General features: G+C 69.6%; 12 protein-coding genes and 2 pseudogenes. 4 read left to right on the top strand and 10 right to left on the bottom strand.

Annotated elements, in window-relative coordinates:
• Window positions 1-160: 160 nt before the first annotated feature.
• Both ACX28W_RS19035 and ACX28W_RS19030 read right to left on the bottom strand, forming a co-directional pair.
• Window positions 161-313 (bottom strand): annotated as a pseudogene (locus tag ACX28W_RS19035) (leucine zipper domain-containing protein); the annotation flags it as partial.
• A gap of 191 nt (window positions 314-504) precedes the next feature.
• Entirely contained in the window at window positions 505-1,782 is a 1,278-nt protein-coding gene (locus ACX28W_RS19030; RefSeq protein ID WP_459000173.1) for a ribonuclease D, read from the bottom strand.
• Window positions 1,783-2,228: 446 nt separating this feature from the next.
• Between ACX28W_RS19030 and ACX28W_RS19025 the strand changes: the two genes are divergently transcribed.
• Window positions 2,229-3,470 (top strand): sialidase family protein, encoded by a 1,242-nt coding sequence (locus ACX28W_RS19025; protein WP_459000172.1) that lies wholly within the window; start codon window positions 2,229-2,231, stop codon window positions 3,468-3,470.
• Window positions 3,471-3,646: 176 nt separating this feature from the next.
• Here the strand turns inward: ACX28W_RS19025 and ACX28W_RS19020 are convergent, their stop codons facing one another.
• Together ACX28W_RS19020 and ACX28W_RS19015 are read right to left on the bottom strand one after the other, a co-directional pair.
• Complete coding sequence (locus ACX28W_RS19020; RefSeq protein ID WP_019073943.1) at window positions 3,647-4,309, bottom strand: response regulator transcription factor; 663 nt, start codon at window positions 4,307-4,309, stop codon at window positions 3,647-3,649.
• Between the two features lie 351 nt (window positions 4,310-4,660).
• A complete protein-coding gene (locus ACX28W_RS19015; protein ID WP_459000171.1) occupies window positions 4,661-5,332 on the bottom strand; it encodes a DUF3000 domain-containing protein in 672 nt (223 codons plus the stop codon).
• A gap of 198 nt (window positions 5,333-5,530) precedes the next feature.
• Between ACX28W_RS19015 and hemE the strand changes: the two genes are divergently transcribed.
• On the top strand, window positions 5,531-6,598 hold the full coding sequence (hemE, locus tag ACX28W_RS19010; RefSeq protein ID WP_459000170.1) for a uroporphyrinogen decarboxylase: 1,068 nt from the start codon (window positions 5,531-5,533) through the stop codon (window positions 6,596-6,598).
• A gap of 51 nt (window positions 6,599-6,649) precedes the next feature.
• Window positions 6,650-6,784: a hypothetical protein gene (locus tag ACX28W_RS19005; RefSeq protein ID WP_459000169.1), complete on the top strand. Its 135-nt coding sequence runs from the start codon at window positions 6,650-6,652 to the stop codon at window positions 6,782-6,784.
• A gap of 55 nt (window positions 6,785-6,839) precedes the next feature.
• On the opposite strand, the gene ACX28W_RS19000 is transcribed toward ACX28W_RS19005, so the two are convergent.
• The 5 genes and pseudogenes from ACX28W_RS19000 to ACX28W_RS18980 all read right to left on the bottom strand — a co-directional run bounded on the left by ACX28W_RS19000 (window position 6,840) and on the right by ACX28W_RS18980 (window position 11,349).
• On the bottom strand, window positions 6,840-7,709 hold the full coding sequence (locus tag ACX28W_RS19000; protein WP_459000219.1) for a LysR family transcriptional regulator: 870 nt from the start codon (window positions 7,707-7,709) through the stop codon (window positions 6,840-6,842).
• A gap of 158 nt (window positions 7,710-7,867) precedes the next feature.
• Window positions 7,868-7,984: pseudogene (locus ACX28W_RS18995) on the bottom strand (DNA starvation/stationary phase protection protein); the annotation flags it as partial.
• Between the two features lie 229 nt (window positions 7,985-8,213).
• Window positions 8,214-9,395 (bottom strand): MFS transporter, encoded by a 1,182-nt coding sequence (locus ACX28W_RS18990; RefSeq protein WP_459000218.1) that lies wholly within the window; start codon window positions 9,393-9,395, stop codon window positions 8,214-8,216.
• A gap of 621 nt (window positions 9,396-10,016) precedes the next feature.
• On the bottom strand, window positions 10,017-10,358 hold the full coding sequence (locus ACX28W_RS18985) for a GNAT family N-acetyltransferase (protein WP_459000168.1): 342 nt from the start codon (window positions 10,356-10,358) through the stop codon (window positions 10,017-10,019).
• Window positions 10,359-10,368: 10 nt separating this feature from the next.
• Window positions 10,369-11,349 (bottom strand): pirin family protein, encoded by a 981-nt coding sequence (locus tag ACX28W_RS18980; RefSeq protein WP_459000167.1) that lies wholly within the window; start codon window positions 11,347-11,349, stop codon window positions 10,369-10,371.
• A 127-nt stretch (window positions 11,350-11,476) separates the two neighbouring features.
• Here ACX28W_RS18980 and ACX28W_RS18975 point away from each other — a divergent pair, with 127 nt between their 5' ends.
• Window positions 11,477-11,983: a carboxymuconolactone decarboxylase family protein gene (locus tag ACX28W_RS18975; protein WP_459000166.1), complete on the top strand. Its 507-nt coding sequence runs from the start codon at window positions 11,477-11,479 to the stop codon at window positions 11,981-11,983.
• 64 nt (window positions 11,984-12,047) lie between these two features.
• On the opposite strand, the gene ACX28W_RS18970 is transcribed toward ACX28W_RS18975, so the two are convergent.
• A complete protein-coding gene (locus ACX28W_RS18970; RefSeq protein ID WP_459000165.1) occupies window positions 12,048-12,446 on the bottom strand; it encodes a hypothetical protein in 399 nt (132 codons plus the stop codon).
• Window positions 12,447-12,853: the final 407 nt, after the last annotated feature.

Here is a 12,853-nt window from a genome sequence, read left to right as displayed (position 1 = left end):
CATGCTACTTACGAGTAACCACCCTGCCCAGCCCCGGGCCCGGGAGCGGCGAACGTCACATGGAAAACCCGCAGTGGTGCAGCCCCCATCAGGGGCGCGAGGCTGTGACATTCGGGCAGGTGCGGGGGCGGCTGGAGCGGTCGTGCAGGCCGTCCCCTCACTCGGCCCGGAAACGGGCCACCCATCGGTGCGCGCACTGGCGCGACACTCCCAGCTCCTTCGCCACGTGCGCCACCGGACGCAGGTCGTGCACGACTCGGCGCACCAGAAGACATCTGCCGTGAAACGTCAGCCGGGCATGAGCGTGGGTCACCAAGACCTCCGGTTGTGGTGAAGACAGGCATCTCCACTACGCCCGGAGGTCTTCTCTTGATCAACTACCGACGCGAGTCACCAACCTCTTGGCCGAGTACACCCAGGGGCGCGGGGCTGTGACATTGTGCGGCTCCGCCGCGTGGGCGCGACCAGCCACAACCGACCCGCAGCCGCCCCCAGCCAAACCGCCTACGGCGCCTTCGCGGACAACGCGGCCACCAACACCGGCGTCACCTGCTCCACCTGCCACGCCCGTGCCCCGTACCCGGCAAGCGCGGCCCCGACCGACTCCTCATCCGGGACGGCCGGCGGCTCCCAGCACACCCGCCGCACCGTGTCCGGAGCGATCAGATTCTCCTGCGGCATGTTCAGCCGCTCGGCCACCGCCGACACGCCGGCCCGCGCGGCGGACAGCCGAGCCGCAGCGACCGGGTCCTTGTCGGCCCACGCGCGCGGCGGCGGAGGCCCGGTCACCGGCTGTCCAGGCTGCGGCAGCTCGGAGTCCGGCAGCGCCTTGGCGCGATCCACCGCGGCCTGCCACTGCTCCAGCTGGCGCCGCCCCATCCGGTGCCCGAAGCCGTTCAGTGCGGCCAGGGCGTGCGCATTGGGCGGGAGGGACAGCGCGGCCTCGACGATCGCCGCGTCCCCGAGCACCTTGCCCGGCGAGATGTCCCGGCGCTGTGCGACCCGGTCCCGGGTCTCCCACAGCTCCCGTACGACGGCCATCTGCCGACGGCGGCGCACCTTGTGCATCCCGGACGTACGGCGCCAGGGGTCCTTGCGCGGCGGCGCGGGCTCGGCCTGCGCGATCGCGTCGAACTCCTGTTTGGCCCACTCCAGCTTGCCCTGCCGGTCGAGCTCCTTCTCCAGGGCGTCACGCAGGTCGACGAGCAGCTCCACATCGAGCGCGGCGTAGCGCAGCCACGGCTCGGGGAGCGGGCGCGTGGACCAGTCGACCGCGGAGTGCCCCTTCTCCAGTACGAAGCCGAGGACGCTCTCGACCATGGCGCCGAGGCCCACCCGCGGGAACCCGGCCAGCCGGCCGGCCAGCTCGGTGTCGAAGAGCCGCGTGGGCACCATGCCTATTTCGCGCAGACACGGCAGGTCCTGGGTGGCGGCGTGCAGCACCCACTCCACACCGGAGATCGCCTCGCCGAGCCCCGACAGATCGGGACAGGCCACGGGGTCGATCAGCGCGCTGCCCGCCCCCTCGCGGCGCAGCTGCACCAGATAGGCGCGCTGGCCGTAGCGGTACCCGGACGCGCGTTCGGCGTCGACGGCCACGGGGCCGGTTCCGGCGGCGAAGGCGGCGATCACCTCGGCGAGCGAGGCCTCGTCGGCGACGACAGGCGGAATACCTTCTCGGGGCTCAAGCAAAGGGATCGGCGCCGTTTCGACGTCGTCCGGAGGGCCGCCTCCGGTGGTTCGCAGTGAGCTGTCTGCTGCGGTCTCTTGGGCGTCGGTCACCTGTCAAGGGTATCGGGATGTTCGAGTGCCTGACCTGCATCTTCAGGTCATTGGTCGGTTCACCTGCGAAAACATTGCACAAGTGGAGCTCATGACCGGGAAGTGTCGCTTGTTCCGAGTGCCCTGATTACTCCTTTCGCGGTACCTGTCCGAACTTGGAAACCCGGCCCGGCTGGAGGGCCCACGATCGCCGTGGCCATGAGCGGCATCCCCGGGGCGCTGCGTGAACGCGTACGGCGCCCCGGTACGGCATCTTCGCCGGAACCGGCCGGCCTCTCGGCAGGTCCGGCGGTGTCGGCTCACGGTCGTCCAGTTCCGGCTGTTCTTCAATTCGCTTTTGACTCAGGGGCGTTGCTGCGTCACCGCGGCACCTCTAGGTTCGCGTGAGTTGTCCAGCGTCGGTCTCCGACGATCTTCTTCCGCGCCTGGGAAAAGCATTGAACCGTATGTTCCTGAACCTGAACCGCCGCGTGTTCGTTCTTGGTGCTGTCGCGGTCATCGTCGCCGCGGCGGTGGTCGTCGCCCGGCCCGGGGCGGAGGAGGCCGACAGCGCGGATGCCGAGGGGAAGCGGGGATGCGTCTCGTCGGTCCCGTACGTCGCGGGCAGTGGTGATTACGCCACGTACCGCATACCGGCCATCGTCCGGACGCGCGCAGGGACCTTGCTGGCCTTCGCCGAAGGGCGAGTGGGCGGCAGAAAGGACAGCGGCGACATTGACGTCGTGCTCAAGCGGTCGCGTGACGGTGGCTGCACATGGGGTCCACTGCAGGTCGTCGCGGAGGGCAAGGGCGACACCCGGGGGAATCCGGCGCCGGTCGTCGATCCTGGCACGGGACACCTCGTTCTGGTCACCTCGTACAACAGCGGCGATGTCACCGAGGCGCAGCTGCTGCGCGGCGAGGTCACGGGGGAGCGGGGTCGGCGGGTGTTCGTGCAGACGAGCCGGGACGACGGGGTGTCGTTCTCGTCCCCCCGGGAGATCACGTCCACGGTGAAGCGGCCCGGCTGGCGTTGGTACGCGACGGGGCCGGGCCACGCGATCGCCCTGACGCGGGGCGAGAACGCGGGGCGGCTGGTCGTCCCCGCGAACCATTCCGCCGCGCCGCCCGCGGGGTCCGTGGACACCGGGCAGGAGCCCCAGTACTTCGGCGCCCACGCGATCTACAGCGACGACGGGGGCCGGTCCTGGCGGATCGGTTTCGCGGAGGACGCCTACGAGGGCGTGTACAACGCGAATGAGTCGTCCGTGGCGCAACTTCCCGACGGGCGGCTGTACTTCAGTGCCCGTAACCAGAAGGGGACGAGCCCGGGAAACCGCCTGGACGCGTATTCCAGCGATGGTGGCGCCACCCTTGACCGGGGCTATGAGGAGCAGTCCTCGCTGAACGATGTGCCCTTGGTGCAGGGAAATGTGCTGCAACTGGCCGGCGTGCAGGGGAAGCTGCTGTTCTCGGCGCCTTCGGTGCCGACCGACCGTGTGTCGATGGCGGTGTGGAGCAGTGCGGACGGAGGGCGCTCCTTCGAAAAGGTGCTGACTCTGTCTTCGAAGAAGGCCGCGTATTCGGATCTGGTGCAGCTCGATGCCGAGACGGTGGGGATCTTGTACGAGACGGGGGCCGAGGCGGCGTATGAGGAGATCGAGTTCCGCCGCATTCCGTTGAGCCTGCTGACGGCGGGTGGTGAGTAGGCCCCGTTGAAGGGCGGCGCGGCGGCGCCCGTCGACGGGGAGGTTCCGTCGACGGGCGCTCAGGGGGGCGTGAACCAGCCAAGTCGGTGAATGATCAGGCTCAGGAGGGAAGGGGTGCGTGGACGGGGATCAGCGGCCGATCCCCTTCGCGTCCGTGACGGGTGACAGCGGCAGGTTCAGTGAATGATCCCCGTCCGCAGGGCCACCGCCACCATCCCGGCGCGGTCGCCCGTGCCGAGCTTGCGGGCGATGCGGGCGAGGTGGCTCTTGACGGTGAGCGCGGACAGGCCCATCGAGACGCCGATGGCCTTGTTCGACTGGCCTTCGGCGACCAGCCGGAGCACCTCGACCTCGCGGCCGGAGAGCTCGCGGTAGCCGCCCGGGTGGCTCGGGGCACCCGGGGGGCGGCGGTGCATACGGGCGGCGGCCGAACCGATGGGGGCGGCGCCCGGCCGGGTGGGGAGCCCGACGTTGGTGCGGGTGCCGGTGACGACGTAGCCCTTGACACCGCCCGCGAGGGCGTTGCGTACGGCGCCGATGTCGTCGGCGGCGGAGAGGGCGAGGCCGTTGGGCCAGCCCGCGGCTCTGGTCTCGGACAGCAGGGTGAGCCCGCTTCCGTCGGGCAGGTGGACGTCGGCGACACAGATGTCGCGTGGGTTGCCGATTCGGGGGCGGGCCTCCGCGACGGACGACGCCTCGATGACGTCGCGCACTCCGAGCGCCCAGAGGTGGCGGGTGACGGTGGAGCGGACCCGGGGGTCAGCCACGACCACCATGGCAGTCGGCTTGTTCGGGCGGTAGGCGACCAGGCTTGCGGGCTGCTCGAGGAGAACGGACACCAGGCCTCCTGGGGGTGCGGGACGGTACCGGCTCTGGGGATGAAGCCGGGACGAACCGTGCTTTCAAGGTCACAGACCTCTTCGGCACCAAACCCGACGACCTTTAGAGAATGATCACGATGTGGTGAGTAACAATCCGTGCAATTCGGACACGCGATCGATCATCCGAAGATCGAACCGAGTCATTCCGAGTCGTGACACGGCTGAAAGTGGTCGTATCGACAAAGACTCGGCAAGGAAACCCGGCAAGCGGGTTGCGTCGCACCAGAGCGGCGCTGCAGAGGAGACAACAAGACCGGCGCTGCACAGGACACGACGTGGACGCGCGCGGGCGCGCGGGCGCGCAGGCGCTCAGCGCGACTGCGGGCCCCGGCGCTGCGGAAGCGTCACCACCGACGCGTCGCCCGGCCCCGTGGGCGGCAGGCCCGCGATCTGGCAGAGCAGATCGCACCAGGCGGCGAGGTGCGCCGCCGTGTCCGGTACCCCGCCCAGGCCCTCGCGAGGCGTCCAGGAGGCGCGGATCTCGATCTGCGAGGCGGACGGGCGCTCGGCGAGGCCGCCGAAGTAGTGCGAGCTCGCGCGCGTGACGGTGCCGCTCGGTTCGCCGTACGACAGACCTCGGCCCTGCAACGCGCCGGTCAGCCACGACCAGCAGACGTCGGGAAGCAGCGGGTCGGACGCCATCTCCGGCTCCAGCTCCGCGCGGAGCAGCGTCACCAGCCGGAAGGAGCCCTGCCAGGCATCGTGCCCGGCCGGATCGTGCAGCAGCACGAGCCGGCCGTCCGCGAGATCCTCGTCGTCGTCGGCGACGACCGCCGCCTCCAGCGCGTACGCGTACGGCGCCAGGCGCTTCGGCGGGGGCGTCGGGTCGATCTCGATCTCCGGCCGCAGCCGCGCGCCCTTCAGCGCGTCGACGGCTGCCCGGAAAGGCAACGGAGCTGTCTCCCTCGCATCTTTGTCCCCCTCCTCGGCGTCGTCCATTCCGCCAGTGCCGTCCGACAGTCGTCCCTGAGCCGCAGCCATGCGGGGAAGATTAAGGGGAATGGAGCCCGCGTGCAGGGAGAGACACCCGTGCGCGCTACCACTGTCCGGATCGCGTTGAGTGAACGCGCCTGTTCCGGCGGGCGTTTCGTGGCGCCGGAGCCGGGGTGGGAGCCGTGGACGCGCACGGCGTCGGGGCCCGGGACTTGGATGTCCGTGGGGCGTGCGAGACTTTCCGTTGTGAGCGCCAACCACAGCCCTGCCGGGCAGCAGCCGACAGCCACGTACGAGTCCGCCTTCCTCAAGGCGTGCAGGCGCGAGCCTGTGCCGCACACGCCGGTGTGGTTCATGCGGCAGGCCGGTCGCTCGCTCCCCGAGTACCTCAAGGTGCGCGAGGGCATCCCCATGCTCGAGTCCTGCATGCTGCCCGAGCTGGTCGCCGAGATCACGCTGCAGCCCGTGCGCCGGCACAACGTGGACGCGGCGATCTACTTCAGCGACATCGTCGTCCCGCTGAAGGCCATCGGCATCGACCTCGACATCAAGCCCGGCGTCGGCCCGGTCGTCGAGAACCCGATCCGCACCCGCGCTGACCTGGCGCGACTGCGCGATCTGACCCCCGAGGACGTCAGCTACGTCACCGAGGCGATCAGGCTGCTGACGGCCGAGCTCGGCTCCACCCCCCTCATCGGTTTCGCGGGCGCGCCGTTCACCCTCGCGAGTTACCTCGTGGAGGGCGGACCGTCCAAGAACCACGAGCACACCAAGGCGCTCATGTACGGCGACCCGCAGCTGTGGGCCGACCTGCTGGACCGCCTCGCCGAGATCACCTCCGCCTTCCTCAAGGTGCAGATCGAGGCGGGCGCCAGCGCCGTCCAGCTCTTCGACTCCTGGGTCGGCGCCCTGGCACCCGCCGACTACCGGCGCTCGGTGATGCCCGCGTCCACGAAGGTCTTCGAGTCCGTGGCGTCGTACGGCGTTCCGCGCATCCACTTCGGCGTCGGCACCGGCGAGCTGCTCGGCCTCATGGGCGAGGCGGGCGCGGACGTCGTCGGCGTCGACTGGCGCGTCCCGCTCGACGCGGCCGCCCGCCGTGTCGGCCCCGGCAAGGCGCTCCAGGGCAACCTCGACCCGGCGGTCCTCTTCTCCTCGACCGAGGCCGTCGAGACCAAGACCCGCGAGGTCCTGGACGCCGCCGCCGGGCTGGAAGGCCACATCTTCAACCTCGGCCACGGCGTCCTGCCGTCCACGAACCCGGAGGCGCTGACCCGCCTCGTGGAGTACGTGCACACGCAGACCGCGCGCTGACGCCTTGACGCCTCATCGGCTGCACCGCGTCTTCAGGGCGCGTGCCTGGTAGTGACGGCCACCGCGTTCGCCCTGGCGCCGAGCGACGGCCGAGTGCCCGACGACGCCCTGACCGACCACGGCGGAGGCTTCGCCCTGCTCGCGCGGAACTCCGCCGGCTCAAAGAAGGCACACAGCCCGGCCTGACGCAGCCGTTCGACGCCATGAAGGCCGGCATGTCCGACGGGTGCGTCGGACGCCGTCAGGTGATGTGGCGCAGCAGCGCGGCGACCGCCGGGGGTGCCTCGCCGGGAGGTCGTACCACCATGATCTTCCAGTTCGGTGCGTGCCGGTCGAACCGGTACTGGGGCAGATCGGGGAAGCGGGCGGCGATCGACTTGGGCATGATGCAGACGCCCAAGTCGTTGCGGACCAGCTCGGCTGCCGCGACGATGTCGTTCACCTCGAAGGTCGTGCTGCGGTCGACGCCTGCGGCGCGGAAGGCACGATCGACCGCGTAGCGGATGGCCCAGCCGGGGCTGAAGTCCACCAGGGGCAACTGGGCGACGTCGGCGAGTCGGACCTCGCCGTTCGGTGTCGTCCCGGCGATGACCTGCCGGGACGACGCAACCAGCACCATCTCCTCGCGGGACAGCAGCCGGGTCGCCAGTCCTCGCTGCTGCTGGCGGTCGAGCGCCACGACGGCCAGGTCCACCGTGCCTTCGCGCAGTGCCTGCCGGATGTCTGCCACCGCCGCCTGCCGCAGTTGGACCACCACGCCCGGGTGCTCCGCCCGCAGCGCGGCCAGGGCGTGGTGGAGGCCCGCCCAGACTCCCTGCATCGTGCCGACCGTCACCCGGCCGCGCAGCTGCCCCTGTACGGCGTCGACCGCCTCCCGAGCCAGTTCGGCGGCGCGGAGCGCCGCGCGTGCGGCGGGGACGAACGCCTCACCGGCCGGCGTCAGGGTGACGCGGTGCGTGGTGCGGTCGAACAAGGGCGTGCCCAGTTCGCGTTCGAGGGCCCGGACCGTGCTGGACACGGCGGACTGGACCACGTGTAGCCGCCTTGCTGCCGCCGTGAAGCCGCCGGCGTCCGCCACCGCGACGACGACCTCCATCTGCCGCAGGTCCATCATCTGCTCCCGGTCAAGCAGCGCTCCGTCCGGTACGGAGACAACGTCCTCGATCTTCGCTGCATCGTATGCGGACGGAGGGGGCGTTGTACGGGTGCCGACTCATGCTCCTTCAGGCGCGCGCTCACCCACCTTCAGACGCGGACCGACGGGATCCCTCAGGCGCGGAGCAGCGGGGTGTCGACCAGATGCTCGGCCAGGAACCATGCCTGTAGTTCCCCGGCCCTGATCACCGACGTGATCTCCGCGACATGCCTGGGGTCTCCCACCGCGACCAGCGCACTGTGCCCTTGCCCTGCTCGGTGCTCCCTCCAGGGCCAGGCTCCGTGCGCCGGCGGACTGCGGCTGTCGCCCGGCCGCTCCAGCCTCGGCGGGACAGTTCACCCTCATGGTCCTCGGCGAGTCCGTCGCGGCCGTCACCGTCGCCGTCCGGGGCGCCTTCGACGGGCACCCCGGCACGGGTTCGCTGGATGTGACTTCAGGTGACTCTCTTGGTGTCCAGTGTTACAGGATTGCCGTGCTCGGCTTCGCTGCCGCTCGCTGCCGGCGTTCGGTGGTCCAGTAGAGGAGGGAGATGAGGGGGAGGGCGGCGCCGAGGGCGGTGAGGGCGGTCCAGCCGCCGGCGTGGTACACAGCGGAGCCGAGCTGGGAGCCGATCGCTCCGCCGACGAAGAAGGTGGCGATGAAGGCGCTGTTGAGGCGGGCGCGGGCGGCGGGGTCGAGCTGGTAGACCGTGTGCTGGCCGAGGATGAGGGTGGTCTGTACGGCCATGTCGATGAGGATCGCGGCCAGGGCGATCAGGACGACACTGTGTCCGCCGAACCCGGCGAGCGCGAAGGCCAGGGCGGCGACCACGAAGGCGATGCCGGTCATGGGGTGTACGAGCCCCCGGTCGGCCCAGTGGCCTGCGAACGGGGCGATGGCCGCTCCGGCCGCGCCGACGAGGGCGAACACGCCGACTCCGACCGGTGAGTAGTGGAAGTGGGGACCGGTCAGGACGAATGAGACCGTGGTCCAAAAGGCGCTGAAGGCGCCGAACATCGCCGCCTGGTAGAGGCCACGGCGCAGCAGCGCCGGGTGCGTGCGCACCAGCCGGACGGTGGAGCGCAGCATGTGGTGGTACGGGATGGTCGTGGTCGGCGCGTGCTGCGGCAGGGCCGCGCGCAGGGCCACGGCGAGCACGGCCATCAGGGCGGCGGAGCCGAGGAAGACGGCGCGCCAGCCGGCGAGGTCCGAGACCAGACTGCTCAGCGTGCGGGAGAGCAGGATGCCGGTGAGCAGGCCACTCATCACCCGGCCGACGATGCGGCCGCGGGCGTGGTCGGGAGCGAGGCTGGCGGCGAAAGGCACCAGGATCTGGGCGACGACCGAGGTGGCGCCACTGATCAGGGAGGCGATCAGCAGCATGGGGAAGCTGGTGGCGAGCCCGGCCGCCACGAGGGCGACGGTGGTGACCGTCAGCAGGGCGGTGATCAGGTTGCGCTTTTCCAGCCGGTCGCCGAGCGGGACCAGGAAGAGCATGCCGATCACGTAGCCGACCTGGGTGAGGGTGATCAGTGCGCCGACGGTGGCCGTGCTGGTGTGGAAGACGCCGCTCAGCAAGGACAGCAGGGGCTGGGCGTAGTACAGGTTGGCGACCGTCATGCCGGAGGCGACGGCCAGGAGCGCGACCAGCCAACCGGACACGCCATGAGGGGCCTTTGCGGTCGCCGGCCCGCGCGAGGTCCGGAGTTCGGATGATGCGGACATGTGCACCTTCTTGACGGGATGAGCCGGGAAACCGGCTCGGACGGAAGCGCTGTGCGGTGGCCGGCAGCTTCGTCGATGCCGTCACGCAGGCATAAGCGCCGGCACGCCCCTCGGTGCTTCCTCTCCTGTCGCGATGGTTTGGAATGTCAGTCATCTCGATCGGAGATGAGCCTGCCCAGCCCGTACTACCGGTACCTCGGCGCCAGCCCGCGGCGACCGAAGCGCAGGGGCCGACGGTGATCGCGCCGCGCTCGGCGTGGCCGGTCGAGTCGTCCTCGCCGGGCACGCCGAAGCCGAGGGGCACAGTCCGTCGGCGTCGGCGTCGGCGTCGGCGTCGAGGTCGCCCGTCGCGGTGGCGGCGCCGAAGCCGTCACCTGATTCCGAAACTCCGGGCACCTCAGCCGCCCGCCTCGAGCGAGCCGGCGACAGAGGCCGGTCGTGCTGTCCTGCTCGAAGTCGCCGCGGGCGCCACGAGCACAGAAGCCGTGCCCTGCCGGGATATGCCGGTGCAGCAGCCCGGACGTTCTGACGGCGTCGGAGCAGGTGGGCGGCGCGCGGTCACCTCGCCAGCACGGTCTCCAGCCACTGCAGGACTTCGGGGGTCACGGGGTCGGCTATGTCGGCGAACTCGTCGTGCTTCGTGAGGAACTTCGCCACGTAGGGGCAGACCGGCACGATGCGCTTCCCGGAGGCGCGTACGTCGCTCAGGGCCTGCTGAACGAGGAGCGAGGCCAGGCCCTGCCCGGCGAAGGCGTCGTCGATTTTGGTGTGGAAAAAGACGCGCTGGTCGTCGCGGTCGCGGTAGGCGGTGAGGCCGGCGGTTTTGCCGTCGACCCGGATTTCGTAACGGTGCTTGGCGTCCACTCTCTGGACGGTCGGAGCGGCTGCGGGCTGTGTCATCGTGTGCCTTTCAGCGGCGCGTCGGGTTCTTGCGCGGTGTGATGGTGGCGTTCGGCAGTGCGGGCGCGGGAAGGCGGTCACCGTCGTAACCCTCGACCGTGCCGAAGCGGTCGGATGCGTTCTGCCACGCATCCCTGGCTTCGACGATGTCTTCGTGGCTGCGGCCGATGAAGTTCCACCACATGACGATCTGTTCCTCGAACGGCGTCCCGCCGAGCAGCACCGCCCGAGCGGGGGTGTCCGTCTCGTTCGTCAGCGTCAGTGTGTCGTTTCCCGTGGGGAGGTACCCAAGTTCCGCCGGGCGCAGGACTGTTCCGGCCATGCGGACATCCCCCTGGTCGACGAGCAGGCCGTACTCGAAGGCGGCGTCCACCGGGAGTGTGGTCGTCGAGCGCGGCTCGAGGACGAGTTCGGCGCCGAGCAAGGGCGTGAACGTCCGCACCGGAGAGGTGTCACCGGCGAGGGATCCCAGGAACACTCTGATGTCTGCCCCGCCCACCCGGACCGGGCTCGGGACGTAGTGCCGGAAGTCACGGCCGGTGTGCCGGTGTTCTTCGGGCAGAGCCACCCACAACTGGACGCCGTGCAGGATCGTGGTGCGGGTGGTGGAGACTTCCGAATGGCTGATGCCGTACCCGCCGGTCATGAGGTTCAGCTCACCGGGTCGTACGAGCGCGTGGCTGCCCATGCTGTCGCGGTGCTCGATCTCTCCGCTGAACAGCCAGCTCACGGTCTGCAGGCCGGTGTGCGGATGGGGAGCGACGTCCATGCCGTCCGTGTCGGCGACGTTGTCGGGGCCGTAGTGGTCGACGAAACACCAGGCCCCGATCAGCGTGCGCGCACGCTGCGGCAGCGTGCGCCGTACCGTCATGGCTCTCGGCCCGCCCAACGGGACGTCGCGCGCGGTCAGCACGTCTACCTGCGGCGCGGCCTCACCGTGATCCGCGGTACCGCAGCGCAGTTCGGCGGGATCCACTTCGACGTTGCTCATCGCACGCCCCTCTCACACCCGAAGATGATTTCATGTTCAACAGTCATGCCTGATAGTAAGTCCATGCCCCATCACCAGCACTGCAGAGAGCGAGCGAGGGCCAGGAGCGGCCCTCAAGGAGTCCACGTTGAGTGACACCACAGCAGACCCCGCAACCCGGCGGGTCTTCATCGACAAGCAGAGCCCCAAGGCCTACCACGCACTGGTCGAGACGGCCGACGCGGTCCGGGTGGTCGCTGCCGAGGCGGGGCTGGACCGCAGCTTGGTAGAGCTGATCAACCTCCGCGTGTCACAGATCAACGGCTGCGCCTACTGCCTCAACGTGCACACCAAGGCCGCGCTGCGCGCCGGCGAGACCACCCAGCGTCTGGGCGTGCTGGCCGCCTGGCGCGACACCGAACTGTTCACGGAACGGGAACGCGCGGCACTCGCCCTGGCGGAGGCAACCACCGAACCCGCGAACGCCGTCGCGCAGGAGAGCGCCTACGAAACAGCTCGCCAGGTCCTCGACGACGGCGAGATCTCCGCGGTGATCTGGGTGGCGATCACCATCAACGCGTTCAATCGGGTCTCCATCCTGAGCAAGCACCCCGTCCGCGGGATCCCCCTGATACCCGGTTCCGCACGTGGGTGATCGCCCTCTCGGTCCGCTCGGCAGGCAGCGCTCAAGATCAGGTCGGTAACGGGGCCGGGGTCACTCACGGCGACCGGAACGGCTCGGTGCCGCCGCTCGCCGTGACGGGTTCGAAGACGCCGAGTACTCGGCGCGAGACCTCCACCTCGGAGGCGAAGGTGGTGGTGAACTCGCTTACATCCTGGGGTAGTTGCACCACGGCGAAGGTGGCGCGGGAGCATGGGACAAGTTCGGCGTTCTGCTGAGCCGTAAAGGTCCAGGAAAATGCGTGCCTGCCGCCGCCGAAAGAGGTGATGACCGTGTGCAGCTGTGTGAAACGAAAACGCCGTCCGAAAGACGCCTCGCTCAGGGAGAATTCCCCCAGGCTCGCGAAGGCGAGGGTGGGGCTGAGGGTGAACGACCGCGACCTCTCCACATCGACGGCTGTCGTGACCAGCTCCGGATGCAGAGCGAGGGCAAGCATTCCCTGCGCAAGGTCCAGACCAGGACATTCCCGTGAGCGATGAAGAGCGTCCCTGGACTGTGCACGGTGTCTGAAACCGTGGTGGTGGATCACTTCAATGCCGGGTCACGGAGGGGCACCGCCACCGCAATCACGAACGGCCTTACGCCGCGAGGAGGACTTGCGGGACGAGGGGCGCCCTCCGTGCGGGGGCTCGACTCGTATCCGACATCTGATGCCCGCGATCTGAGTAATCGGGACGAGAGGCTGACCAGACATGACGACCAGTGAACACTGGACGCAACAAGCTCCCCTCCTTTCCGGTGACGGGCTGCGCGATCTGCTCGACCGGCTCGAAGACCTCGACGAGGAGGAAGAGTAGTGCCGAAAGTGGTCTCCATGCGTGAGGGCTTCTCTGCTGTGCAGGG

The sequence above is a fragment of the Streptomyces sp. SD15 genome, assembly GCF_054462255.1.
Note: the sequence above shows the minus strand (reverse complement) of the source record. Positions and strands in the feature narration are given on the sequence as shown.

Bases quoted from the DNA above. Each gene is read 5' to 3' on its own strand.
- ACX28W_RS19025 (WP_459000172.1), top strand. From the start codon at position 2,229: ATGTTCCTGAACCTGAACCGCCGCGTGTTCGTTCTTGGTGCTGTCGCG.
- ACX28W_RS19015 (WP_459000171.1), bottom strand. From the start codon at position 5,332: ATGGCTGCGGCTCAGGGACGACTGTCGGACGGCACTGGCGGAATGGAC.
- ACX28W_RS19000 (WP_459000219.1), bottom strand. From the start codon at position 7,709: ATGGACCTGCGGCAGATGGAGGTCGTCGTCGCGGTGGCGGACGCCGGC.
- ACX28W_RS18985 (WP_459000168.1), bottom strand. From the start codon at position 10,358: ATGACACAGCCCGCAGCCGCTCCGACCGTCCAGAGAGTGGACGCCAAG.
- ACX28W_RS18980 (WP_459000167.1), bottom strand. From the start codon at position 11,349: ATGAGCAACGTCGAAGTGGATCCCGCCGAACTGCGCTGCGGTACCGCG.
- ACX28W_RS18970 (WP_459000165.1), bottom strand. From the start codon at position 12,446: ATGCTTGCCCTCGCTCTGCATCCGGAGCTGGTCACGACAGCCGTCGAT.